Annotated in this window: 21 protein-coding genes; 13 read left to right on the plus strand and 8 right to left on the minus strand. The window is 65.0% G+C overall.

Annotation, left to right across the window (positions count from 1 at the left end):
• Nucleotides 1-5: 5 nt before the first annotated feature.
• From DES47_RS14345 to DES47_RS14365, 5 genes are all read right to left on the minus strand, one after another.
• The gene (locus DES47_RS14345; protein WP_133701384.1) at nt 6-305 is read right to left on the minus strand and encodes a flagellar protein FliT; all 300 of its coding nucleotides are present in this window, start codon (nt 303-305) and stop codon (nt 6-8) included.
• A gap of 41 nt (nt 306-346) precedes the next feature.
• Nucleotides 347-775: a flagellar export chaperone FliS gene (gene fliS / locus DES47_RS14350; RefSeq protein WP_243748300.1), complete on the minus strand. Its 429-nt coding sequence runs from the start codon at nt 773-775 to the stop codon at nt 347-349.
• 356 nt (nt 776-1131) lie between these two features.
• Nucleotides 1132-2565, minus strand: coding sequence for a flagellar filament capping protein FliD (fliD, locus tag DES47_RS14355; RefSeq protein ID WP_133701385.1), 1434 nt, complete (start codon nt 2563-2565; stop codon nt 1132-1134).
• 126 nt (nt 2566-2691) lie between these two features.
• Nucleotides 2692-3507, minus strand: a complete 816-nt coding sequence (locus DES47_RS14360) for a flagellin N-terminal helical domain-containing protein (protein WP_133701386.1) — start codon at nt 3505-3507, stop codon at nt 2692-2694.
• Between the two features lie 379 nt (nt 3508-3886).
• Nucleotides 3887-4693: a flagellin N-terminal helical domain-containing protein gene (locus tag DES47_RS14365; RefSeq protein WP_133701387.1), complete on the minus strand. Its 807-nt coding sequence runs from the start codon at nt 4691-4693 to the stop codon at nt 3887-3889.
• Between the two features lie 657 nt (nt 4694-5350).
• Between DES47_RS14365 and flhD the strand changes: the two genes are divergently transcribed.
• The 13 genes from flhD (at nt 5351) to DES47_RS14430 (ending at nt 18161) form a co-directional block, all read left to right on the plus strand.
• A complete protein-coding gene (gene flhD, locus DES47_RS14370) occupies nt 5351-5674 on the plus strand; it encodes a flagellar transcriptional regulator FlhD (RefSeq protein WP_133701388.1) in 324 nt (107 codons plus the stop codon).
• A 39-nt stretch (nt 5675-5713) separates the two neighbouring features.
• A complete protein-coding gene (flhC, locus tag DES47_RS14375; protein ID WP_133701389.1) occupies nt 5714-6253 on the plus strand; it encodes a flagellar transcriptional regulator FlhC in 540 nt (179 codons plus the stop codon).
• 21 nt (nt 6254-6274) lie between these two features.
• The gene (locus DES47_RS14380) at nt 6275-7015 is read left to right on the plus strand and encodes a class I SAM-dependent methyltransferase (RefSeq protein WP_243748301.1); all 741 of its coding nucleotides are present in this window, start codon (nt 6275-6277) and stop codon (nt 7013-7015) included.
• A 242-nt stretch (nt 7016-7257) separates the two neighbouring features.
• A complete protein-coding gene (motA, locus tag DES47_RS14385) occupies nt 7258-8118 on the plus strand; it encodes a flagellar motor stator protein MotA (RefSeq protein WP_133701391.1) in 861 nt (286 codons plus the stop codon).
• Nucleotides 8119-8127: 9 nt separating this feature from the next.
• Nucleotides 8128-9069, plus strand: a complete 942-nt coding sequence (motB, locus tag DES47_RS14390; protein WP_133701392.1) for a flagellar motor protein MotB — start codon at nt 8128-8130, stop codon at nt 9067-9069.
• 26 nt (nt 9070-9095) lie between these two features.
• Complete coding sequence (gene cheY / locus DES47_RS14395) at nt 9096-9488, plus strand: chemotaxis response regulator CheY (RefSeq protein WP_133701393.1); 393 nt, start codon at nt 9096-9098, stop codon at nt 9486-9488.
• Between the two features lie 13 nt (nt 9489-9501).
• Nucleotides 9502-10128: a protein phosphatase CheZ gene (locus DES47_RS14400; RefSeq protein WP_133701394.1), complete on the plus strand. Its 627-nt coding sequence runs from the start codon at nt 9502-9504 to the stop codon at nt 10126-10128.
• 135 nt (nt 10129-10263) lie between these two features.
• Nucleotides 10264-11439, plus strand: coding sequence for a flagellar biosynthesis protein FlhB (flhB, locus tag DES47_RS14405; RefSeq protein ID WP_133701395.1), 1176 nt, complete (start codon nt 10264-10266; stop codon nt 11437-11439).
• 8 nt (nt 11440-11447) lie between these two features.
• Nucleotides 11448-13523 carry a flagellar biosynthesis protein FlhA gene (gene flhA, locus DES47_RS14410; protein WP_425057443.1) on the plus strand — a complete coding sequence of 692 codons (2076 nt, stop codon included), beginning with the start codon at nt 11448-11450 and terminating at the stop codon, nt 13521-13523.
• Nucleotides 13520-15178 (plus strand): flagellar biosynthesis GTPase FlhF, encoded by a 1659-nt coding sequence (flhF, locus tag DES47_RS14415; RefSeq protein WP_133701397.1) that lies wholly within the window; start codon nt 13520-13522, stop codon nt 15176-15178. The genes flhA and flhF overlap by 4 nt, the downstream gene beginning before the upstream one ends.
• Before the next feature lie 49 nt (nt 15179-15227).
• Nucleotides 15228-16034 (plus strand): flagellar biosynthesis protein, encoded by an 807-nt coding sequence (locus DES47_RS14420; protein ID WP_133701398.1) that lies wholly within the window; start codon nt 15228-15230, stop codon nt 16032-16034.
• Nucleotides 16035-16049: 15 nt separating this feature from the next.
• A complete protein-coding gene (locus DES47_RS14425; RefSeq protein WP_133701399.1) occupies nt 16050-16763 on the plus strand; it encodes an RNA polymerase sigma factor FliA in 714 nt (237 codons plus the stop codon).
• Nucleotides 16764-16820: 57 nt separating this feature from the next.
• A complete protein-coding gene (locus DES47_RS14430) occupies nt 16821-18161 on the plus strand; it encodes a methyl-accepting chemotaxis protein (RefSeq protein WP_243748302.1) in 1341 nt (446 codons plus the stop codon).
• Nucleotides 18162-18209: 48 nt separating this feature from the next.
• On the opposite strand, the gene DES47_RS14435 is transcribed toward DES47_RS14430, so the two are convergent.
• Genes DES47_RS14435 through DES47_RS14445 form a run of 3 tightly spaced genes read right to left on the minus strand, consistent with a single transcriptional unit; the run spans nt 18210 to nt 25147 of the window.
• A complete protein-coding gene (locus tag DES47_RS14435; protein ID WP_133701401.1) occupies nt 18210-20021 on the minus strand; it encodes a diguanylate cyclase domain-containing protein in 1812 nt (603 codons plus the stop codon).
• Nucleotides 20022-20027: 6 nt separating this feature from the next.
• Nucleotides 20028-22271, minus strand: coding sequence for a putative bifunctional diguanylate cyclase/phosphodiesterase (locus tag DES47_RS14440; RefSeq protein WP_133701402.1), 2244 nt, complete (start codon nt 22269-22271; stop codon nt 20028-20030).
• Nucleotides 22268-25147: a PAS domain-containing hybrid sensor histidine kinase/response regulator gene (locus DES47_RS14445; protein ID WP_133701403.1), complete on the minus strand. Its 2880-nt coding sequence runs from the start codon at nt 25145-25147 to the stop codon at nt 22268-22270. The genes DES47_RS14440 and DES47_RS14445 overlap by 4 nt, the downstream gene beginning before the upstream one ends.
• Between the last annotated feature and the right edge of the window lie 64 nt (nt 25148-25211).

Consider the following 25211-nt stretch of genomic DNA (forward strand, 5'->3'; position numbering starts at 1 on the left):
CAGGTTCAATGCACGGTCTTGCTGCGGCCGGCGAGTACCTGGTCCAGATCGTCCAGCCAGGGCTCGGCCAGGTGGCGGATCTCGGCATCATTGAGCAGGATGCGCTGCATGATGCGTGTCTTCAGCTGGGCCTCTTCATTGCCCAGGTGCTGCTGCGTGGCGGCATGCTTGAGCTGTGAGATCAGCAGCACGCAGGCGCCTTCGAGCTTCACGACTTCGTCCCAGTTGCCGCAGCGGGCGGCCATCAGCATGTCGGCGCTGGCCTGCTCGATGGCTTCGTAATAGCTCAGGAGTTGGGTGTTCATGGGTGAGGTCATCGATTGGGCAGACAACAGACTTTTACTCATCAGGCGGCGCGGCGGGGTTCGACCTGGTCGCCGATGGCGTCCCATGCATCCTTCAGCGGCTGCAGCAGGCGCTGGCATTCCTCGATGGCGGCTTCGTCATTACGCAGATTGGCCTGCGTCAGGCGCAGGGTGGTGTAGCTGTAGAGGTCTTGCAGATCGGCGGCCAGCGGGCCGGCGCGCATGTCCAGGGCGGCGCGCAGGCCTTCCTCGATGATGCGTACGGCACGGCCGAGGGCCTTGCCCTTGGCTTCCAGATTGCCGGCACGCATGGCGCCCTTGGCCTGGGCCATCGAGTCCATCAGGCCTTCGAACAGCATGGCGACAAGGCGATGCGGGCCTGCGGATTGCACCGAGGTCTCGGTGCCTACAGCGCGGTACATATTGCTCATGCGCTGCGAGGCGAAGCCGTTGGGGGGCATGTAGCTCATGGTGAAGACCCTTGTTGACGTCGTGTTGATTCAGTTTTCGGCCCGCAGACTGCGAACTTAAGGGGGCCACATGCCCCAAGCTGAACGGCATTTGTGACGCATCTCCGAGTCTGGCACGGTCACGGCTGCGGTGTTGATTCTGGGCTGGCCGCAGATCAACCCAGCGTCTGAAAAAGCATGGGATTCACGCCCTGTGCCGGACTTGTTTCTGCGCCTCAGACGAGCAAAAGGCCAGGGAAGTCCTGGCCTTGGTCCTGCCTTGATGGCGCCCTTGAGGGGCTTGGCTCAGCCTTGTGGCTGGTATCGCCGCAAGGCCTTCGCCAGTCACAAGCCCCTTCCGGGGCTTGTGTCCGGGCTCAGCCCTTGTTGAACTGGGCGATCTGCTGCGTCATGTAGGACGACAGGCCGTTCAGCCCCGCCATCTTGGCGTCCAGCGCCGTGTACTGCGCGCGCAGGCGTTTCTCGGTATTGGCGACCCGGTCTTCCAGCTGGGCCTGCTGCTTGGTGTTGACTGTGATGCTGCGGCGCAGGCCGTCCTGCCTCGCGGTCAACGCTCCGTCAACACCCATCGCTTCGTCGGTCAGCTTGCGCATGCGCACGGCAAGCCCCTGCTGATTCGCGTCGCTGCTGCCATCGGCAAACATGGCCTTGATGTCGGCGAGGCTGCCAAGGGCGGTGGTGAGCTTGCTGCTGTCCACCTTGATCGTGCCGTCGGCGGCCGGGTCCAGGCCGATATCGGCCAGGCGTTGGTATTTGACACCTGCGGTTGAAGTGCCGGTAAGCGCCGCGCGCAACTGCGTGATCAGATTGGTCGCGGCACGGTCGCCCTGCAAGGCGCCCGAGGCCTTGGACACGGCGTCGTACTTGGTTTGTTCCTTCAGGAACTTGGCCACATCGCTGTAGGCGGTGGCGTAGTCGGTGATGGCCTTGCTGATGCTGGCCGTGTCCTGGGTCACCGAGATGTTGACGTCACTGGTCGTGACCTTGCCCAAGGTCACGTTCAAGCCATCGATGACATTGGTCAGGGTGTTGGTGGCCGAATTGACCTCCAAACCGTTGATGGTGGCCAGCGCATTGGCCGCGCTCTGCTTCTTGGCCAGCGAGCTGATGCCGTTCTCGGGGTCGTAGGCCAGGGCGGACAGGCCGCTGGTGTCGCCGCCGCCGCCGTCTGCATCATCGACGGTGATGCGGAAGCCATTCTCGACGCCGGTGCTGCTGGACTTGATGGCCAGGCGCGCGCCCGAAGCGTCATTGACGATGGAGGCGGTGATACCGGCACCTGCGGCATTGATCTTGTCGCGGACTTTTTCCAGCGTGTCTTCACCGGCACCGATCGAAATGTCCAGGGTACTGCCGCCGGTCTTGGCGGCGAAGGTGCCAAGGTCCTTGTCCCAGGTGCCTAGATCGATATGCAGCACGCCTTGGCCGACGACGGCGGAGGAACTGGCAAAGGCGACGCTGGCACCGAGCTGTGCTGCGGCCAGCGATTGCACGGCAATGCTGTAGCTGCCAGGAGATGCGGTGGCGGTGGTGGTGACGCTGACGGCGTTGCTGTCCGATGAGCTGGCGCTGGTAGCGGCCCAGATGTCGGGGCGGCTCAGCTTGGCTGCGGCGTCGCGCAATGTCGCGAGCGAGCCTTGCAGCTTGCCGAAGGTGGACAGGCTGGTCTGTAACTGCGTATTCTGTGTTTTCAGCAGGTCGATGGGCTTGCGTTCGACCGCGAGCAGACCGCTGACGATGTTATCGACGGGCAGATTGCTGCCAATGCCTGCAGAACTGATGACCGGCATGGTGGGACCTCTTCAAACAACGCTCAGGACAAGTCAAGCTGCACCGCGACGGCGCCTACCCTTGCTACGGATATCGGCCAGCCAGGGCCGGGCTTTAGCCTCGTTCCGGCGCTGCGACGGCGGGGATCAACCGCCGCGCAGCAAGGTCAGCACCTGCTGTGGCAACTGGTTCGCCTGAGCCACCATCGCCGTACCGGCCTGTTGCAGGATCTGCGAGCGGCTCATATTGGCAGTTTCCGCGGCGAAGTCGGCATCCATGATACGGCTGCGGGCAGCGGACTGCGCTTCCGAACCCACCATCAGCGTGGAGATGATGGCGTCGAAGCGGTTCTGGGCCGAGCCGTACTTGGCGCGTTCGTTGTTGAAGGCATCGATGGCGGTGTCCAGATTGCCGATTTCGGTTGTCGATGCCGCCGCATCGAGCAGATTGCCCGGCGTGAACACGCCCGACATATCGGCCGTGGTGATGGTCACCTGGTCGGTGGCGTTGGCGCCCACCTGGAAGGTCTGACCACCGGCGCCGGCGGCCAGGATGTCGATGCCGTTGAACTTGGTCGCGGTGATGGTGCGGGCGATTTCCGAGGCCAGGTCCTGGTACTCGGTGTCCAGATTCTGGCGGTCGCTGACGCCATTAGTCGCATTGGCCGACTGGACAGCCAGTTCACGCATGCGTTGCAGCATGTCGTTGACCTTGCCGATTGCGCCTTCCGCCGTCTGCGACAGCGAGATGCCGTCGTTGGCGTTGCGGATGGCGACATTCATGCCGCGAACCTGGGTGCCCATGCGCTCGGCGATGGCCAGACCGGCCGAATCGTCCTTGGCGCTGTTGACGCGCATGCCGGACGACAGGCGCTGCATCGAGACGCCCAGCGAGGACTGCGAACTGTTGAGGTTGCGCTGCGCGTTGAGCGACGCAAGGTTGGTGTTGATGGTCTGGGGCATTTCAAGCACTCCTGTAGAAGCCTGTGACTCCCGGCGGACGCGCCGGCGTTGCATCGGCGGCGGCGAGTGCAAGAGCCCCCCGCTGCCGACCTCGGCCCGGTGCATTTCACCGGCGACTGCCGCCTCATCCCCTGTGGATGTTGGCGACCCTCGTCAGCGCTCCGGACATCGGGGCGCAGAAACTGCACTCCGATGTAATCCATTGTCGGCAGGCCGAAGGCAAGTCATTCACGCGAAATGAGGCGAAACACCCCCGTATTTCAAAACCGCTTTGCCGCGGCCCAAATGAGCAAAGCCGCCACACCTCGCGGGTGGCGGCCTTGATTGAAGGCGTCTGGCGCCCCGGGGTTTGACCCCGGGAACGCTTGGCGGGCCTTGATCAGCGCAGCAGGGCCAGCACTTGCTGGGGAGCCTGGTTGGCCTGGGCAATCATCGCGTTGCCAGCCTGTTGCAGCACCTGGGCGCGGCTCAGATTGGCGGTTTCTGCGGCGAAGTCGGCGTCCATGATGCGGCTGCGGGCCGACGATTGCGCTTCGGCGCCGACCTGCAGGGTCGAGACGATGGCGTCGAAGCGGTTCTGGGCCGAACCGTACAGGGCGCGTTCGGTATTGAAGGCGTCGATGGCGGTGTCCAGATTGTCGATCTCGGTCGTCGCATTGGCCTGGCTGGTCAGGTCGCCGGCAGTGAAGGTGGTCGACACGTCATTGGTCGTGATGTCCACCGTATCCGTCGAGTTGGCGCCGACCTGGAAGGTCTGGGTGCCGGCATCGGCGGACAGCACTTGCAGGCCGTTGAATCGGGTGGCGTCGATGGTGCGGGTGATTTCCGCCGCCAGATCCTGATATTCGGTGTCGAGGTTGTCGCGGTCGCCCTGGGCGTTGGTCGCATTGGCCGACTGCACGGCCAGTTCACGCATGCGCTGCAGCATGTCGCCGACCTTGCCCAGCGCGCCTTCAGCTGTCTGCGCCAGGGAGATCGCGTCGTTGGCGTTGCGGATGGCGACGTTCATGCCCTTGATCTGGGCTTGCATCCGTTCGGCGATGGCCAGGCCGGCGGAGTCGTCCTTGGCGCTGTTGACGCGCAGACCGGAAGACAGGCGCTGCATCGTGGTGCCCAGGACCATTTGCGAGTTCGATGTGTTGCGCTGTGCGTTCAGGGACAAGAGGTTGGTATTGATCTGGCTCATTTGAAAACTCCAATAACGTTGACGTGACTTCCGGCATGAGCGCCGGCATTGCCTCAGCGGGTACGTTTGATGAACCGAACTGACCCGCCGTGAACTGCCACTGGCTTGCGCCTGGTGGCCTGCTGCGCCCGGCGGCAGTCATCCGTTGATATCGATGAAAGGATCAACCCTTTGTCGAACCACCGGCCGGCTACTCCGGACCACGGATCCAAATTTGTTTCCGTTGCTTGTGTTTTCGGTGTTTGAGATCAGAACTTTAGTAATTTGTCAAGAGAATTTATTGTCTTCTCTCGCATTTTCTTCTCAATAAACACCGACAAGCACCGAGCCCTGGGCTTGGTTCCGTCCTCTTGACGGTGGGCCTTGCGGCGCCGTCCAAGCTCATTTCGGCCGCGCCGTGCCGGGCTTGAGAAGAAACATGCATGCCGCCGTGTTCATCAGCCGCGCTTGCATGGACTACAGCACGCTTTCATAGCGCCGGAGTAGCCGTGGAAGTCCTGCCCATCTCGTCGTTTGTAGGAATTTGCCTGACAAGCACCCTGGAAGAAACGGGACTCAAGCGACGGAACTGAGCTGATGTTGCGGGGCAGTTCGTCACTTCACAATCTGTTTCACGTTGAGACCAAACCCAAGCGCTGCAAAGCCAAGGAGCACAAGATGAATGCTGAACAGATCCTCACAGAAATCCGTGAAGCCAACCTGTCGTACCTGATGCTGGCGCAAAGCCTGATCCGGACCGACCGCGAGCAAGCGTTGTATCGCCTGGGCATCTCGGACGAGACAGCGCTGCTGATCAACACCTTGTCGCCGGCCCAGATGATGAAGATTGCCTCGGGCAACACCCTGCTGTGCCGCTTCCGCATGGATGACGATCTGGTCTGGGGCTTGCTCACCAGCCATGGCAAGACCGCCGCGAACGAGAGCGTGTCCCGCCTTCATGCCAGCATCCTGATGGCCGGCCGCCATCAAGAAGCCGCCTGAGCCTAGATAGAACAACAAGACATTCCGGAGAACGACGCCATGGCCCGCAACAAAAGCATCCTCACCGAAGCCCGTCAGATCGAGCGCGCTGTGACGCTGATCAATCTGGGCGCCCGCCTGCAGGTGCTGGAGTCGGAGACCGACCTGTCCTACGAGCGCCTACTGCGCCTGTACAAGGAAGTCTCGGGCAAATCGCCGTCCAAGGGCCAGCTGCCGTTCTCGACCGACTGGTTCATGACCTGGCAGCCCAATATCCATGCGTCGCTGTTCCTGAACATCCACGAGTACCTGAACAAGGTCGCCGAGATGGACGAGATCGACACCGTCATCAAGGCCTACCAGCTCTATCAGGAGCAGACCAAGGCGCAGGGCCTTGAGGACCTGCTGTCCGTGACCCGCGCCTGGCGCCTGGTCAAGTTCGTCGACAACGGCATGCTGACGATGACCAAGTGCAGCAAGTGCGGCGGCCATTTCGTCACCCATCCGCATGAGATTGCCCGTCACTATGTCTGTGGCCTGTGCAACCCGCCGGCCCGTGCCGGCAAAGGCAAGGCCCAGGGCGGCATCCACATGCACTGAGCTGTGGCCCGGCTCAAGCCTTTGGCCCAGCTTGTCTGGCCGCTGCCGGCCCTCGTGGCCTGGAGCCTGGCCTGGTTGACGTTCGCCGCCTTGCCCCGGCTAGGTGCACCGGCCTGGTTGGCACTGACCCTGGCTGTCGCCCTGGGCGTGGCCCTGGCCATGCCGCAAATCACCCGCTCGCGCCGCCTGATGGTGGCTGCAGGCTTTCCCACCTCGCTGCTCGCCAGCGGCCTGGCTACCGGTCTGCCGGCCTGGGCCTGGCTCCTTCCGCTGGGTCTGCTGGTGCTTGCCTATCCACACCGGGCCTGGCGCGACGCGCCGCTGTTCCCGACCCCTGAGCAGGCGCTCGATGCCTTGCCGTCGCTGGCCCCATTGGCCGATGGTGCTCGCCTGCTCGACGCCGGCTGCGGCCTGGGCCATGGCCTGCGTGCCTTGCGCCGCGCCTATCCAAGGGCGCGAATCGAGGGCATCGAATGGAGCTGGCCGCTGGCCATGGTGACCCGCATGTCCTGCCGGTGGGCCCGGGTGGAGCGCGGCGATATGTGGGCCCACAGTTGGCAGCCCTTCGCTCTCGTCTATCTATTCCAGCGGCCTGAGTCGATGGCGCGGGCCTGGGCCAAGGCGCAGGCGGAGTTGGCGCCCGGCGCCTGGCTGGTCAGCCTGGAGTTCGAGATCACCGGCCTGCAGCCGACGGCACGTCTGCAGACCAAAAGTGGCAAAAACGTGTGCTTGTACCAGGTGCCCTATGGCCATCCGACCTAAAGTACCTCTCAGGCCAGTCGAAAGACTGGGTATGGAGCCCTCGGGCTTCGGCGATTTCTGCTTGTCTCCTCCTAGCACAATCCCTGTGCTTTTCACGGCGGGTCTCGAAAGAGGTCCGCCGCTTTCTTTTAGGGCGTGAATAGGGTTCTGTTGCTGCCTTTGCCGGCGGGGACGGCGGGCAAACTCAAGTTGTAAATTTTTAGCGCCGATATGGGCTGAGCAGCCTCCACAAAGAAATCAACATGTTCGTCATCATTGGTTGGGCCGTCGCAATGGCGTGCATCTTCGGTGTCTACATCGTGCACGGTGGCAACATCGGCGTGATCCTGAAGGCCTTGCCGTTCGAGATGATCACCATCTTTGGAGCGGCAATCGGCGCGTTCCTGGCCAATAACCAGATGAAAGTGGTCAAGGCCGCGATGCGCGGCCTGGGTACCTGCTTCAAGGGCAGCAAGTTCAGCAAGGCCCGCTATATGGAGCTGCTGGCGCTGATGTACGACATCCTGCAGAAGGCCCGCAAAGAGGGTCTGATGTCGATCGAAAAAGACGTCGAGGACCCGCACAGCTCCGCCCTGTTCCAGAAGTACCCGACGGTGGGCAATGACCACCACGTCACCGAGTTCATCACCGACTATCTGCGCATGATGGTGTCGGGCAATCTGAATGCCCATGAGATCGAAAGCCTGATGGACAGCGAGATCGAGACCCACCACCAGGAAGAGCATGCCGCCGTGGCGGCGCTGCAACGTGTGGCCGGTGGGTTGCCGGCCTTCGGCATCGTGGCCGCCGTGCTGGGCGTGGTCAACACCATGGGCTCGGTGGGCCAGCCCCCTGCGGTGTTGGGCGGCATGATCGGCTCGGCCCTGGTCGGTACCTTCCTGGGCATTCTGCTGGCCTACGCCTTTGCCGAGCCACTGGCCGGCCTGCTGGAGCAGAAGGTCGAGGACGCCGGCAAGGAGCTGCAATGCATCAAGACCACTCTGCTGGCCAGCATGCAGGGCTATGCGCCCCAGGTGGCGATCGAGTTCGGCCGCAAGGTGCTTTTTTCGGGCGACCGGCCCAGCTTCGTCGAGCTGGAGAGCCATGTGAAGGGCAAGAAGTGAGGTCAAGCCATGGCTGGTGACGCGAAGAAGCTACAGCCCATCATCGTCAAGAAGATCAAGAAGGGCGGCCATTCAGCCCATGGCGGCGCCTGGAAGATCGCTTACGCCGACTTCGTGACGGCCATGATGGCCTTCTTTCTTCTGATGTGGCTGCTCGGTTCGACCACCGAGGGCGACAAAAAGGGCATTGCCGACTATTTCGCCTCGCCGCTGAAGGTGTCGCTGATGGGCGGGTCGGGCTCGGGTGATTCATCCCATGTGCTCAAGGGCGGCGGCGAGGATCTGACGCGCAGCGCCGGTCAGGTCAAGCGTGGCGATGTCGAGGCGCCCAAGCACCACATCAACCTTCAGGCGCTCAAGGCTGAGCAGAAGCGGGCCGAGCTCACCAGGCTGGAGCAGCTGAAGGAGAAGGTCGAGGATGTGCTCGCCAACAATCCCAAGCTCGCCTCCATCGGCGGCCAGATCCGGCTGGACATGACGCGTGACGGTCTGCGCATCCAGATCGTCGACGAAAACAACCGACCGATGTTTGACAGCGGCAGCGCCTTGGTCAAACCTTATATGCGTGAGTTGCTGCGTGCACTCGGTCAGGTGTTGGCCGAGGTGCCCAACCGCATCACCCTGGAGGGCCATACCGATGCGACACCGTTCCCGGGCGGCGACCGCGGCTACAGCAATTGGGAGCTGTCCGCCGACCGGGCCAATGCGTCCCGGCGAGAAATGATCATCGGCGGCCTGCCCGAAGACCGTACATTGCGGGTGCAGGGCCTTGCGTCCAGCACCCTTTTCAACAAGGAAGATCCATTGAGCCCGAGCAACCGCCGCATCAGTATTATTGTGATGACCCGAGATGCGGAAGACTCGGTATTCAAGCCGGAAGCGGAGGAGGTGCAAACCAATCCCGATTCGCCAGCGGGAGGTGCCTCAAGTTTGGCGCCTCCCATCCGATAAGGCCTCAAGCAGATTCGAGGAATGCCATGAGCACCGATATGAAATTTCTGATCGTCGATGACTTCTCGACCATGCGCCGCATCGTGCGCGGGTTGCTGAAGGAGATCGGCTACAACAATGCGGACGAGGCGGAAGACGGTGCCGTCGCCCTGGGGATGCTCAAGCAGACCAAGTACGACTTTGTCGTCAGCGACATCAATATGCCGAACATGAACGGCTTCGACCTGCTCAAGGCGGTCAAGGAAGACCCCTCGCTGAAGCACATCCCGGTGCTGATGGTGACGGCCGAGGCACGCAAGGAAGACATCGTGCTGGCGGCCCAGACGGGCGCGGCCGGCTACATCGTCAAACCCTTCACCAAAGCCACTTTGGAAGAGAAGGTCCAGAAGATCATGCAAAAACTGGCTGCGGCCGCTTGAACCGGAGATCTCCATGGCCGACACCATAGCCAGCCTGGCGCCCACGATGGCAGCCCAGGCCTCGCCCGAGGTCTTCAACCAGCTCGGTCATATCACCCGCCAACTGCACGACACCTTGCAGCATCTGGGTGTGATGCCCAAGCTGCAGGAGGCCACCGAGGGCCTGCCAGACGCGCGTAGCCGGCTGAGCTATATCGCCAAGAAGACGGGCGAAGCCGCCGAGAAGGTGCTGAACTCGGTCGACCTGGCCAAGGCCGAGCATGGCCGCATCTCCGAGCAGACGCGTGCCATGGCGGCCTCCATCGTGGCCGATCCGGTCAAGGCGGTGGCGACCGGGGCGGTGTTCAATTTCGTTGCCGAGGTCGAAGCCCGCACGGCGGCGATCGACCAGCATCTGACCGACATCATGATGGCCCAGGACTTCCACGACCTGACCGGCCAGGTGGTGGCCCGGGTCGTCAAGCTGGCCGGTGACCTGGAAGACAGCCTGGTCAAGCTGCTGGTGCAGGCAGCGCCGCCCGAGCAGGCGCACAAGGTCGAGGCCGTGTTGCAGGGCCCGGTGGTCGTGCATGAAGGCCGCACCGATGTGGTCAAGGACCAGACCGAGGTGGATGACTTGCTGGCAAGCCTGGGTTTCTAGGCACCGCTGGCCCCCTGAACGGCGACCTCGGTCGCCGTTTTGCATTGAAACTACGTCCGGTTTTCACCCCCTTATCTGCCTTAAGTTTTTGGCCACAGCGGCAAACAATGACGATGACCGTCAACTTGTTTCCCCATGGCCGACCAAAACGCACAAGACCGTAACTTACCCGCCTCAGCCAAGAAGCTGAAGAAGGCGCGTGATGACGGCCAGGTTGCGCGCTCGCGCGACCTGGGGCACTTCACCGCGATGGGGGCGGGCGGGGCGCTGCTGGTATTGCTTGCGCCGATGCTGGTGGACTGGCTCAAGCAGATGCTGGCACAGGCGCTGCGCTTCAATGTCACTGCCGTGAGCAGCCCGGCCCAAATGGGCGAGGTGCTGTCCGACCTGACCCTGAAGCTCATCCTGGTGGTGGCGCCGATGGGCATCGTGATGGTGCTGGTGGCAATGGCCAGCGCGGTCGCCGCCGGTGGCATGGTCTGGACGCTGAAGCCCATCACCCCGAAATTCGAACGCATCAGCCCGCTGGCCGGCATCGGCCGGCTGTTCAGCTGGCAGCACGCCAGTGACGCGCTGAAATCCAGCCTGCTGGCCCTGATCCTGGGTGCCGTTGGCACGCTGGTGCTGAAGGACCGCATGGCCAACTATGTCGGAATGATGGCCGTGCCGCTGCCCAATGCGATCGGCTATGCCGGCGAGCTGCTGTCGGCCGGCCTGCTGCTGCTGGTGATTGCACTGGCCCTGTTCGCCGCCATCGATGTGCCGCTGCAGCGCGCCCTGCACCTGCGCCGTTTGAAGATGACACGCGAAGAGGCCAAGCAGGAATACAAGGAGGCCGAGGGCAATGCCGAGGTCAAGGGCCGCATGCGCCAACGCATGCGCGAGATGGCCAAGCACCGCATGCTGGCCGCCGTGCCCAAGGCCGACCTGGTGGTGATGAACCCGACCCACTATGCCGTGGCCCTGAAGTACGACGAAACCGCGATGGGCGCACCGCGCGTTGTCGCCAAGGGGGCCGACCTGCTGGCGATGAAGATCCGCGACCTGGCCAAGGAGTCCAAGGTGCCGGTGCTGCAGTCGCCGATGCTGGCCCGGGCGCTGTATGCGCATTCCGAGGTGGACAAGGAAATCCCCGCCGCCCTGTTCGCCGCCGTGGCGCAGGTGCTTGCCTATGTGTACCAGCTGCGCGCTGCCATGGCCGGCAAGGCACCGATGCCGGCACAGCAGCCGCAACCCGATGTGCCGGTCGAACTGGACCCCCATCACAAGGCCACCAAGCCCAACGCCGACGATCCGGAGACTGACGCATGAATGGCCTGATGCAACAGATGCAAGCCATGCTGGGCCCACGCGCCGCGCTGCTGCGATCGCTGGGTGCGCCGCTGGCCATCATCATGATTCTGGCGATGATGGTGCTACCGTTGCCGCCGTTCGCGCTGGACCTGCTGTTCACCTTCAATATCGCGATGGCGGTGATGGTGATGATGGTGGCCGCTCACATGCTCAAGCCGCTGGACTTCGCGGCCTTCCCGGCCGTGCTGCTGCTGACCACGCTGATGCGCCTGTCGCTGAACGTCGCCTCCAGCCGCGTGGTGCTGCTGGAGGGCCACACCGGCACTGGTGCGGCCGGCAAGGTGATCGAGTCCTTTGGCCACTTCCTGATCGGTGGCAACTTCGCCGTCGGCCTGATCGTCTTCGGCATCCTGGTGGTGATCAACTTCATCGTCGTCACCAAGGGTGCGGAGCGTATTGCCGAGGTTGGTGCCCGCTTCGCCTTGGATGCGATGCCCGGCAAGCAGATGGCCATCGACGCCGACCTGAACGCCGGTCTGATCGACGAGAAGGAGGCCAAGCGCCGCCGCGCCGAGGTGGGCGAGGAAGCCGAATTCTTCGGCTCCATGGACGGCGCCAGCAAGTTCGTGCGCGGCGACGCCGTGGCCGGCATCCTGATACTGTTCATCAACATCATCGGCGGCTTCATCATCGGCGTGGCCCAGCACGGGCTGTCGGCCGGCCAGGCGGCCAACTCCTACATCCTGCTGGCCGTCGGTGACGCGCTCGTCGCGCAGATCCCGGCGTTGCTGATCTCGGTCGCCGCGGCGATGGTGGTGTCCCGCGTCGGCAAGGACAAGAACGTCGGCGCGCAGATCGCGCAGCAGGTCTTCAACTCGCCGCAGTCGCTGGCCATCACCGCCGGCATCATCGGCCTGTTGGGTCTGATCCCGGGCATGCCGCATCTGGTGTTCCTGATGATTGCCGGCGGCTTCGGCTATCTGGCTTGGCTGATGAAGCAGCGCCACATCCTGGCGGCGCAAAAGCCCAAGGTCACGGCGGTGGCGCCGGCCGAGGCGAATGTCGATGCGAGCTGGGACGATCTTGTGCCTGTCGATACGCTGGGCCTGGAGGTCGGCTACCGGCTGATCACGCTGGTCGAGAAGCAGCGCGAGGGCGATCTGCTCAGCCGTATCAAGGGTGTGCGCCGCAAGTTCGCGCAGGAGGTCGGTTTCCTGCCGCCGCCGGTGCATATCCGCGACAACCTCGAGCTCAAGCCCAGCGCCTACCGCATCACCTTGCGCGGCGCGGTGGTGGGCGAGGGCGAGGCCTTCCCGGGCATGTGGCTGGCCATCAACCCGGGCCACGCCAGCCAGCAGCTGATCGGCACCCGCACCACCGACCCGGCCTTCGGCCTGCCCGCGGTATGGATCGAGGACCGCCAGCGCGAGGTGGCGCAAATGGCCGGATTTACCGTTGTTGATTGCTCGACCGTGGTGGCCACCCATCTCTCACACTTGATGCAAGTGCAGGCGGCCCGGTTGCTGGGCCGCGTGGAGACCCAGGCGCTGGTCGAGCACATGACCAAGCTGGCCCCTCAACTGATCGAAGACGTGATTCCCAAGATGATAGGTATCGCCACCGTGCAAAGAGTGCTGCAGCTGCTGCTGGAGGAGGGCGTGCACATCCGCGACATGCGATCCATCATCGACTGCCTGGCCGAGTATGCCCCGACGGTGACCGACCCGAACGAGCTGGCCAGCCGCATCCGCACCCATCTGGCCCCGGCCATCGTGCAGCAGATCTACGGTCCGGTGAAGGAGTTGGACGTGATCGCACTGGACCCCGAACTCGAACGCCTGGTGACCCAGGCGCTGAACTCGCCGCACGGCGCGGCGCTGGACCCCGGTGTGGCCGACACCCTGGCCCGCTCGGCCGCCGACACCGCCAAGCACCAGGAAGACCTGGGCGTGCCGGCCTGTCTGCTGGTACCCGACGCGATACGCGCGCCGATGGCTCGACTCTTGAAGCGCGCCGCACCCCGGTTGAAGGTACTGGCGCACAGTGAAATTCCTGAAACCCATTCCATCCGGATCGGCTCGATCATTGGAGGCACGGCATGAATGTCAAACGCTTTACCGCCCGCACGTCCCGCGATGCCCTGACGCTGGTGCGTCAGGCCTTCGGCGATGACGCCGTCGTGCTCTCCACCAAGCCCTGTGCCGAGGGCGTCGAGGTGCTGGCCATGGCGCCGGAGAGCGTGCAGCAGATCGAGCGCTTCTCGGCCACCGCGCCCAGCGGCAATGCCCCCCAGGCCTCTGCCGGCAATGCGCCGCGCGGCAGTCTGCAGGCCCGCGCCGCTGCCGCCCTGGCTGACAAGTCCCAGCCGCGCAATCTGCGCCAGCAGGCCGGTGCGCCGCAGCAGCCGGCGCGGCCGGCCGCGCAGCGCAGCGAACCGGTGATGGATCAGGGCGTGGCCGACGATGTGCAGACCCTGGCGATGAGCACCCTGTCATTCCAGGACTATGTACGCGAGCGCATGCTCAAGCGCCGCCAGGCCGAACTGAATGCCCAGCCCGACCCCGGTCCGGCCCCCGCGCCGGCCCTGCCCAGCACGGTGCGCCCGCTGCGCCCGGCCAGTGCGCCGACCATGCAGCAGGAACACCCACCGGTCCGCGGCAGCGCCCCGGCCGTGGCCACGGCCTCCGCAACCGCTGCCCGCCGCGCCCCGCCGGTGCTGCGCGACGAAATCCGCGTGCAGACCCGCCTGCGCGAAACCCCGACCCTGGCCGATATGGCCCCCGGTTCGGCCAAGCGCGACCAGCAGGACATGATGAACGAGCTGCGCTCGATGAAGGGCCTGATCGAGGAGCGCTTCGGCGCGCTGGCCTTCATGGAGAAGCTGCAGCGCCAACCGGCACAGGCCCGCCTGACCCAGCGCCTGCTGGAAGGCGGCTTCTCGCCGGCGCTGACGCGCAAGCTGGTCGAGGGCTTTCCGGTCGATCTGCAGAACAGCAATGCCGACGAATCGGTCTGGGCCACCCAGGTGCTGCAACACAATCTGCTCACCGACGAGGCCGGCCCGGCCCTGGAAGAGCAGGCCGGCGTGTTCGCGCTGATCGGCTCCACCGGCGTCGGCAAGACCACGACCACGGCCAAGATCGCCGCCAATTTCGCCACCCGCCACGGTGCGGCCCAGCTGGGCCTGATCACGCTGGACGCCTACCGCGTCGGCGCCCACGAACAGCTGCGCGCCTATGGCCGCATCCTCGGCGTGCCGGTGCACACCGCGCACGACCGCGCCTCGCTGGAAGACCTGCTGGAACTGCTGTCGGCCAAGAAGATGATCCTGATCGACACGGCCGGCATGGCCCAGCGCGACAGCCGCACCCGCGAGTTGCTGGACATGCTGGCCCACAAGAGCATACGCAAGCTGCTGGTCGTCAATGCCTCGGCCCAGGGCGAGACGATCGAGGACGTGGTGCTGTCCTGGCGCGCCAGCGAATGCCAGGGCGTGGTGCTGTCCAAGATCGACGAGGCCGTCAAGCTGGGCCCGGCACTGGACACACTGATACGCCACCGCCTGCGCGTCGTCGGCGTGGCCAACGGCCAGCGCGTGCCGGAAGACTGGCATCGCCTGTCGGCCCATGCGCTGATCCAGCGCGCGCTGCGTGGTGGTGGCGCCAGTGCCTGGCGGGTCGACGCCTCCGACGTGAACCTGATCTTTGCCGGCGCCCCCGTGAGCAGCGCCGCGCTTGCAGCCGGTCTGCACGTCTGATTCAAGACGCCCAGCCCGCTCTCAAACAGAACAAGACCCCTACCGCCTCATGCACAACCCCTTCGCAGCACCCGCTCCGCAAGATCAGGCCGATGGCCTGCGCCGGATGTTCTCGGCCTCGCGTGTGCGTTTCGTGCCCGTGGTCAGCAACCCCAATGTAGCCTTCGGCGGGGTGCTGCTGGAACGGCTGTGCGCCGCCTTTGCCGAACTGGGCCTGCACACCTTGGTTGTCGATGCCGGCGAGAACTCGCCCGCCCCGGACGAACTGGCTGCTGTCGATCTGGGTGCCTGCGTCGAGCAGTTGTCCGACAAGGTGTCGTACCTGGCCGCCCGTGGCCTGCCGATGCGCTTCATCAACTCGCATGGCTCGGCGGCCGAGATGCTCAACGCGGTGATCGAAGCCGCCCCGCAGGCCGATGTGGTGTTGCTGCATGCCAGCGCGGCCGAATTGTGCCGCGTCGTGGCTCGGCGCGAGGTCCGCCCGGTGCTGCTGGCCGATGACCACCCGCACAGCGTGACCCATGCCTACGCCGGCATGAAGCTGCTGACGCAGCGCGCCGGCCTGATGGTCTACAGCCTGCTGCTGGGCGCCGACGAGCACTCGCCCCGCGTCGAGCGTATCGCCCAGCAGATGACGACCTGCGCCGACAGCTTCCTGGGCGCCGTGCTGCGCGACTGGGCCGCGATTGACCCGATTGCTCCGCCCGATGAGAGGCCATCCCCCGAACTGCGGCATCTGGCGCGTGAACTATTGATGGCCGCGCCGCCCGGCGCAGCCCTCGATGCGCCCGCCGACGCGATGCCTTTGCGTGGGCTGCTCCGTCCGTGGCAAGATGCCGGTATGGCCGCAAATTGAATGTTGGAGCAGAGCATGTACACCGCCAAAGGCCAACTGGACATCAATTCGATGATCAAGCAGTACAGCCCGCTGGTGCGGCGACTGGCACATCAGATGATTGCCAAGCTGCCCGCCAACGTGGAGATCAACGACCTGATCCAGGTAGGCATGATTGGTTTGACCGATGCCCTGTCGCGTTTCGACGCCGCTCAGGGCGTGCAATTCGAGACCTTTGCCACCCAGCGCATCCGCGGCGCCATGCTCGACGAGCTGCGCGGCGGCGACTGGATGAGCCGCGGCACGCGCCGCCAGCAGCGTTCGATCGAGACCGCCGTGCACAAGCTGGAGCAGAAGCTCGGCCGTGCGCCGCATGAATCCGAGATTGCCAAGGAAATGGGCCTGAGCCTGGTCGAATACCAGGAGTTGCTGGGCAAGGTGCGGGGCACCCAGCTGGTCTATCTGGAGGACATGTCGGGCGACGATGGCGATGACGATTATCTGGACCGCCATGTCGTCTCCGACGACCACAACCCGCTGGCTCAGCTACAGGACCAGCGCATGCGCCAGGCTCTGGTCGACGCGATCAAGAATCTGCCCGAGCGTGAGCAGTACGTGATGAGCATGTACTACGAGCACGACATGAACCTGAAAGAGATCGCCGCCGTGCTGAAGGTCACGGAGTCACGGGTCTGCCAGCTCCACAGTCAGTCTATTGCAAGGTTACGCGTCAAACTGAGAGAGTGGTAGTCAAGAGGGGGTGCAGTCCTGCCCTTGTGTTCACTCATTTGGGCTTCCAGAGGCATGATGGGACTCTTTAAACGCAATCCCCCCCCCGATCTCAGAGCGGCTGCGCCCGCCGTCAATGCACCCGATGCCCGCCAGTTGATAGGCTCGCTGTCGCATCAGGCCTCGGTACTGGGCCGTGAGGCCGCCGAGGTGCGCGGCCTGATCGAAGACTCCAGCAAGCAGGCGCTGCAGCAGCTCGACACTGTTACCGCGCTGCAGACCCAGCTGGCCCAGGTCAACAAGGCCCAGCAGGGCATTGGCGAACACACCCAGGGCAGCAGCAGGGCGGTGAGTCAGGCGCGCCAGGCGCTGGAGGCCGTGGGCAAGGAAGTCGGCACCATTGTCGATACGCTCAAGCAGGTGGCCGAGGCCGCCGGCCAGATCACCCAGATTGCGGTGCAGACGCGGCTGGTGGCATTCAATGCCTCTGTAGAAGCCAAGCGCGCCGGTGACGCGGGGCGTGGCTTCGGCGTGGTGGCCGATGCCGTCAAGGACCTGGCCGGCAAGGTCGAGACCTCGTCCAAGCAGATTCTCGGCACCCTGGGCAAGCTTGACGAGCGCATTGAGGCGCTGGCCCGCGAAATCCAGACTCAGAGCAACGCCGCCAAGCAGGGGCGTGTGCATCAGGCGCTGGCCCATGTGGAAGCCGGTGTTGCAGCCATTGTTGGCGCTGCCGAGAGCAGCCAGTCACTGTGCAACGAACTCAGCGGCGCAATGAGCGGCATGCAGGGCCAGGTGCAGCAGACCAGCAAGGCCCTGGGGCAGGCGCTGGGCCACAGCGAGACCTTTCTGAAGATCTCCGAGGACCTGCTCGAAAAGGTCGCCGAGAGCGGTTTCGAGACCGAGGACACGCCCTATATCCTGGCGGTTCAAGAGGCCGCAGCCGAGATCTCGGCCCTGCTGGAAGATGCACTGAAGCAATCGACCATCTCGGTGACCGACTTGTTCGACGAGCACTACCAGCCGATAGCCAGCACCAATCCGGCCCAGTTCATGAGCCGCTTCACCGGCCTGGCCGACAAGCTGTTCCCTCAGGTGCAGGAGCGCATGCTGAAATTCAGCAACAAGGTGGTGTTCTGCATCGCCGTCGACCGCAACGGCTATGTGGCGACGCACAACAAGCAGTACTGCCAGCCCCAGCGCGGCGATCTTGCCTGGGACAGCGCCCACAGCCGTTACCGTCGCATCTTCAATGACCGCACCGGCCTGGCCTCGGCCCGCAACCAGCGGCCCTTCCTGCTGCAGACCTACCGACGCGACATGGGCGGCGGGCGCTTTGTGGTGATGAAGGAGCTGGCCGCGCCGATCAAGGTGCAGGGCAGGCATTGGGGTGGGGTGCGGCTCGCGTTCCAGTTCTGACCGTAGCCCGGATGCAATCCGGGATCTTGGCCCCGGATTCCATCCGGGCTACGCCAGGCAGGTTCTGTTCTTCCCCGTCCGCTTGGCCTCGTACAAGGCCATGTCGGAGCGGTCCAGCGCCTCGTCCAGCCGCTCACCGGGCCGGTACAGCGTGACGCCGGCCGAGAAGGTGACGAACACCGACTTGCCCTCGTGCATGAACAGGCCCGCGGTCAGCGAGCGCTGCAGCCTTGTCAGCACCTGCTGGGCCTCCGTCAGCGGCGTGTTGGGCAGCATGACGACGAACTCCTCGCCGCCGTAGCGGGCCACCATATCGCCGGGGCGCAGCGATTGCAGCACCTTCTCGGCCAGCGCCTTCAGCGCCACATCGCCCGCGGTATGGCCCAGCGTGTCATTGAGTTTCTTGAAGTCGTCCACATCAAGCAGGCCCAGTGCCAGCGGCGCGCCTTCGCGTTCCAGCTTGGCCTGCTCGACCTCGAAGGCGGCGACCAGGCCGCGGCGGTTGGCGACCTGCGTCAGCTGGTCGGTCGAGACCTCGTCGGAGAGCCGGCGCAGCTCGCCCTCCAGCTGGTTGACCCGTTCGGACAGCTCGGTCGCGCGTGAGTGCTCGGTGTGCAGGCGCTCCTGGGTCTGCTGCACCAGGCCCTGCACGCTGCGGCTCTCCTCGACCATCTCGCGCACGGCGCCGGTCAGGCTCTCCAGCGTGTCGGCCTTCTCGATCACCTCGGCATAGCGGCCGACGCTGAGACTGAAACGATCGGTGTGCTGACCGAGCTCACCCAGCTCGCTGAGCATGCGCTGTATCAGGCCCTTCAGCGCATTGCGTGACTTGTTGCGGTCATCCCGGAGCGATTGCTGGCGCGCCCGTGTGCCGGCCAGCAGTTCGGACACCGAGCGGACGCCACGTGCGTTCAAGCCCTGCTCCAGCGTGTTGCGCATCGCGGCGGCCTGGCCCTGGGCCCAGCTGTCGTCCTCGGCCAGGTCGGCCAGGCTGGCTGTCAACTCGTGGCACAGGCTGCCCAGGGCGCCGAACAGATGGTGGCGGTGCTCCAGCAGCAGGCGCGCGCGGGCGCACAGCTGCTGCACCTCCTCGGCGCGCTCCGGTGTGGCCCCGTCCTGCAGCAGGCGCTTGTGCATCTGGTCGAGTTCGCGTGACAGCTCGGCGGCACGCGCGTCGTCGGCAGGCAGGGCCACCTGCACCGTGCCCTGCAGGCTGGCACTGACCTCGGGCCACTGCTGAGCGGGGGCGCTGGCGAGGCTGTCCTGCTGCACGAGGTCATCTGCGGCATCGATGGCAAAACGGCTGACCCGCGGCTCATCGTCCTGCGGGCCCAGCAGTGCATCCAGATCATCCTCGATGCCGACCTTGGTGTCGGTCGAGTCATCGTCCCAGCTGTTCACCAGCTGCTTGATGCGTTGCAGCATGCGCTGCATGTCGCTGCTGCTGCCGTCGAGCACTCGCTGCAGGCTGTCTTTCTTGCGCGCCGTCGTCCACTGCCGGCCGCCGCGCTGCACGCCGCGCACCAGGCGCTCGATCAGCTCGGCCAGGGCCTTGGCCTGCGGGCCGGGGCCGTCCAGCTCCAGCGCACGTTCCAGGTGTTGCTGGGCGCGGTCCCACTGACCGTCGCGCAGCGCCCTGGACAGATCCTCTCGCGCCTTGGCGTCGTTCAGGCTGAGGTTGACCAGCTTGTCCAGCAAGGGCTGTGCACGGGCCGGCAGGGCCGAGGGGCTGGCCCCATCGCCCTGCTCCTCGGCATAGGCGCGGGCATAGTTTTCGGGGGTGGGTTCGAGCTTGTCCAGTGCCAGACGGCGCAGCGCGCCCTTGGCCAACTGTGCTGGATGGGTACTGCGCTCGTCCATTGAGGGTCAGCGCGAGCCGCTGATCGGGGTGGCGCGCACGGTCAGGTCCAGAATGCCCTCGGCATTGGCCTGGGCAATCCAGGGCGCCTTGCGCGGCAGAATGGTCTGGCTGATCCACAGTTCCAGATCATCTGGCGGCAAGGGCTTGCTGAACAGAAAGCCCTGCATCACCGAGCAACCCAGACGGTGCAGCACCTCCATCTGGCGCAGTGTCTCGACACCCTCGGCAATCACGCGCAGGCCCAGCGACCGGGCCAGGGCGATGATGGCGGTGACGACGGCCGAACTCTGCGGCGTGATGCCCAGATCGCGCACAAAACTGCGGTCGATCTTCACCTCGGAGATCGGCAGGGTGGTCAGATAGGCCAGAGAGGAGTAGCCGGTGCCGAAGTCGTCGATCGAGATCTCGACGCCGACCTCGTTCAGGCGGTGCAGCGAGGGGATCACGTTCTGCAGGTCCTTCATCAGGCCCGTCTCGGTGATCTCCAGCTGGATCGCGCGGTGCGGCACGCCATAGGTGCTGACGCACTGGTGGATGTGTTCGACCAGATCCGAGCGCTCGAAAAGCCGGTTGGGCAGATTCACCGCGATCGAATCGCTGAAGCCGAAGTTGATCTGCCAGATCTTGGCCTGGCGGGCGGCCTCGCGCAGCGCCCATTCGGACAGCGGCACGATCAGGCCGGTCTCCTCGGCCAGCGGAATGAAGTCACCCGGCGGCACCAGCGTGGGCCCGCGCTGCCAGCGCATCAGCGCCTCGACGCCGACCATGCGGGCGGCGCGCACGTCGATCTTCGGTTGATAGTGCAGCACCAGCTCGTTGCGCTCGATCGCCTTGTGCAGCGCGCTTTCCAGCTCCAGCTTCTCGCGGCCGCGGCCGGCCAGCTGCGGGCTGTACAGCACCGAGGCGTTGCGGCCCTGCGACTTGACGGCATACATCGCCACGTCGGAGTTGCGCAGCAGATCGGCCATCGTGATGCCATCGCGCGGATAGATGGCGATACCGACGCTGGCGGTGACGAAACACTCCTGGCCGGCGATGAAGATAGGCTCGCGCAGCGCTTCAAGCACGCGCTGGGCGACGCGCTCGGCATCGCGCTCGTCTATCACCTCGGGCAGCAGGGCAACGAATTCGTCGCCGCCCAGCCGGCCCACGGCTTCGAGCGTGCGGTGCGAACGGCCACCGACCGACTCCAGCATGCCCTCCATCACCGTGTCGGAGTGGCGCACGCAGCCGCGCAGGCGGCGCGCCACCTCCATCAGCAACTCGTCACCGGCGCTGTGGCCCAAGGTGTCATTGATGATCTTGAAGCGGTCCAGGTCGATCAGCAGCAGGCCGACCTCATGGCCCATGCGGCGAGCCTGCTCGATCGCCCGCTCGGTGCGCCAGATCAGCTGGCGGCGGTTCGGCAGCCCGGTCAGTGCGTCGAAATTGGCCAGCTGGCGGATCTTGTCCTCGGCCATGCGGCGGTCGGTCACGTCCTGGACGATGCCGGTGTAGCCGCTGGCGTTGCCCTGTTCGTTGAACTCGGGCTCGGCCTCGATGTGGATGATGCGCGAGCGCCCGTCCAGCAGGGTCACGGCCAGGTCGGTGACCAGCACCGAGTTGTGCGCTATCACGTCGCGCAGTAGGCGCAGGAAGAGCGCACGGTCGTCGCGGCCGACCATGCGCATCACGCCGATGAAGTCCAGCGAGTCGCCGGGCCCATGGCCGAACACGCGCACCGCTTCGGCCGCCATCTGGAAGCCGGCTGTGCCACCGCGCCGCCATTCGAAGCTGCCCATGCGGGCCAGGTCTTGCGCGCGCGCCAGCCGCGCCTTGCTGCGCTCCAGCTCGATGCGGGTGCGCGAGGAGCGCAGCAGATAGCGCAGGCGCCCGGCCAGCAGACTCCATTGGTTGGATTTGACGAAGAAGTCGGTGGCGCCCACCTGGTAGGCGCGGTTGATCGAGGTGTCGTCGTCCAGGCCGGTCAGCATCAGCACCGGGATCGACTCGAAGCCGGGCATGTCGCGCAGGCGCATGCAGGTCTGGAAGCCGTCGGGCTCGGGCATCATGGCGTCGAGCACGATGATGTCGGGCGACCACTCACTGATCATGGTCAGTGCCTGCTCGCCACTGGACGCTTCGGTGATGTGGAAGCCGCGCTCGCGCAGGGCGATCGCCGTCAGCAACAGGTTCACCTCGTCGTCATCGACAAGCAGCACCCGGGGCTGTTCTGTGCCTTCCTCATCCATATCGTCACGTGCACTCATTGGGTTTCCGACAAAAGGGCCTGCAGTGCAAGGCGCACACGCGCCACATCCGACTGCATGCCGTCCAGCAACGCCTCCAGGCCCTCGACCTGACCGTCACGCGCCAGCTGCTCTATTTCAGCACAGCGCCTGGACAAATCCAGGGCGCCGATGCTCGCCGAGGACGACTTTAATGTATGAGCGACGTGACGTATGGCCGCTAAATTGGGTACTTCGGTGCGGGCCGCCTGCAAATCGGGCATCAGCCGGTCGAGCGAACCCAGAAAGGCCGTGGCCACCCGGGCCAGCAGGCGGTTGTTGCCGCTGGGGTCGAGCTCGCGCAGGCGGTCCAGCGCATGGGCGTCCAGGGTGATGGCGCTGGCGGTCAGGGAATGGGGTGCGTTCATGGCAAACAGTCCATCACTCAGGGTACTTGATTCCGCGGCCGCGACGTCGGCATCGGCGCTGAGGCCCGAGGCAAGCAGGCAACGTGCCAACAGGTCTTGCAGCTGCCGCTGGCGAAAGGGCTTGGACAGATAGTCGTCAAAACCCAGACCGCGCAGCCGCGTCTCGTCGCCGCCCAGGGCGTTGGCGGTCACTGCTGCCACCTTGGTCTGGGGCGGGGTGCGGAAGGGAAAGCGCGTACTCGGACCGCGCCTGAACCAGCCCAAGGCCTCGATGCCGTCCATGCCGGGCATTTGTATGTCCATCATCACCAGATCGAACTCATGCTCACACAGGGCCTTCAGACCGCTCAGTGCGTCTGAACTCAGTTCCACCTGGCAACCGAGTTGGGCAAGCATTTGGCTGATGACTTCCTGATTGACCGGATTGTCCTCGATTACCAGCACGCGGAAATTCAGATTTCCCCGCAGCTGGGTGATGGCGGCAGCCATCGGCTGCTGACCCAGCAGGGCCAGGCGCAGCTCCTCCCGGCGCAGCGGCTTGCCCAGCACCCGGTGGTAGCCGGCGGCCAGTGCTCGGTGCTGCAGTATGCCGTCGGCCTGTGTCGACAGCAGCAGCCAGCGGGTGGTGCCGAGCAGGCCTTGCGTGCGGACGGTCTGCATCAAGTCCAGGCTGTCCGAGGCACCCAGATCGAGCAGGGCGAGTTCGAAGCTGCGCTCCCTGTCCTGCAGCAGGCGCACAGCGGCTTCGGCGTCTGCGCCCAGGCTGACCTGATAACCCCATTGCTCCAGTTGCCCCTTCAGGATCTGGCCGCTGCTGTCGTGCGCATGCACGATCAGGGCGTGGCCGGCAGCGCCCAGCCGGATCGTCGGCCGGATTGGCAATCCGGTTCGCGGCTCCGCCGAGCGCACGGCCAGGCTGAAGACGAACTGCGAGCCCTGGCCGGGGCGGCTGTGCACCGAGATCTGCCCGCCCATCAACTCGACCAGCTGACGGGAGATGGCCAGGCCCAGGCCGGTGCCACCGTAGCGGCGCGACAGGCTGCCATTGGCCTGGGTGAAGGCGGTGAACAGCCGGGGCTGCACGTCCGGGGCGATACCGATGCCGGTGTCTATGACCTGGAACTCCAGCATCCAGTGGCCTGATTCGCCCTCGAAGCCGTCCAGCTGTATCAGCACCTCACCGCTGTCGGTGAACTTGATCGCGTTGGCGATCAGGTTGATCAGCACCTGGCGCAGACGCAGCGCATCGCCGTGCACCAGCTCGGGCAGGCCCGGGCGCTCGCGGAAGTTCAGCTCCAGGCCTTTCTCATAGGCGCGTGGGGCCAGCATCTCCAGGGTGTCTTCGACCACGGCACGGAGCTCGAAATCGGCATGCTCCAGCTCCAGTTTGCCGGCCTCGACCCGCGACAGGTCCAGGATGTCATTGATGATGCGCAGCAGCGTCTCGCCCGAACGGTGCACCGCCTTGGCATAGCGCGACTGCTGGGCGCTCAGCGTCGTGCCGATCAAGAGCTCGCTCATGCCGAGGATGCCGTTCATCGGCGTGCGGATCTCGTGGCTCATATTGGCCATGAACTCGCTCTTGGCCAGGCTGGCCGCCTCGGCCAGGTCACGGGCACGTTGCAGTTCGCGCTGCCGCTCGTGGGCTTCGGTGACGTCACCGACCATGCCGTAGATCCTCGATTGGCCCGGGGCGCCGTGGGGCTGGATGCGGGTGCGCAGCCGCATCCAGCGCTGGCCCTTGGCCGGGTGCATGATGCGAATGACGATGTCCACCGGCTTATGCTGGGCCTCGCTGCTTTGCTGTGCGAGCCGCTGGTCGTAGAGCTTGAGGTCGTCGGGGTGCACGCGGCTGCGGATGACGGCAGGGCCTTGGCGCAGCTCCGACACCTGCAGGCCGAGGATCTCCAGCAGCAGTGGCGAGCTGAAGTACAGCGTGTCCCAGCCCAGATTGGTGACGAACAGGCTTTCGCGCATCGCCTCGGTGACCTCGCGAAAGCGGGTGTCGCTCTCCTGCAGCGCGCGCTCCAGCTGGCGGCGCTGCGTCACGTCGACCAGGCTGACCAGGCCCAGCGTCATCGGCGGATCGGCCAGGCACAGGGCCTGGCGCTGCAACTGCAGCCAACGCTCGGCCCGGTCCTGGTCCAGGCGGAGCTCTTCCGGGGCGGAGCCCTGCTCGCTCCAGTCCTGCAACAGCTGCCGTGACCACCAGGCCGAGAGCACCGGATCCAGCGCTGTCCCGGGCGCGCCAGCGCCGAGCAGGCGCTCGGCGGCGAGGTTCAGATGCAGCAGATCGCCCTGGTCCAGATCGAAGACCAGCAGGGCGCCCGGCAGGCCGTCCCATAGCACCTTCATGCCATGCAGCACGTCGGACAGCCCGGCACCGGCCGCAGGCTGCGCCCGAGCCATCGCCGGCCTCGGGCGCAGAGACCCATGCTGCAGCTGATTACGGGCAAACATCAGGCGGTAGGCATCAATGATTGGTTTCATCCCTGTCTTCTTGTACTTTGCTCTGCGGCACCCAGGGTGTCGGCAGTCTCCCGTTGTTCGGGTC

It is taken from the genome of Roseateles toxinivorans, assembly GCF_004362525.1.
GTDB lineage: Bacteria > Pseudomonadota > Gammaproteobacteria > Burkholderiales > Burkholderiaceae_C > Paucibacter > Paucibacter toxinivorans.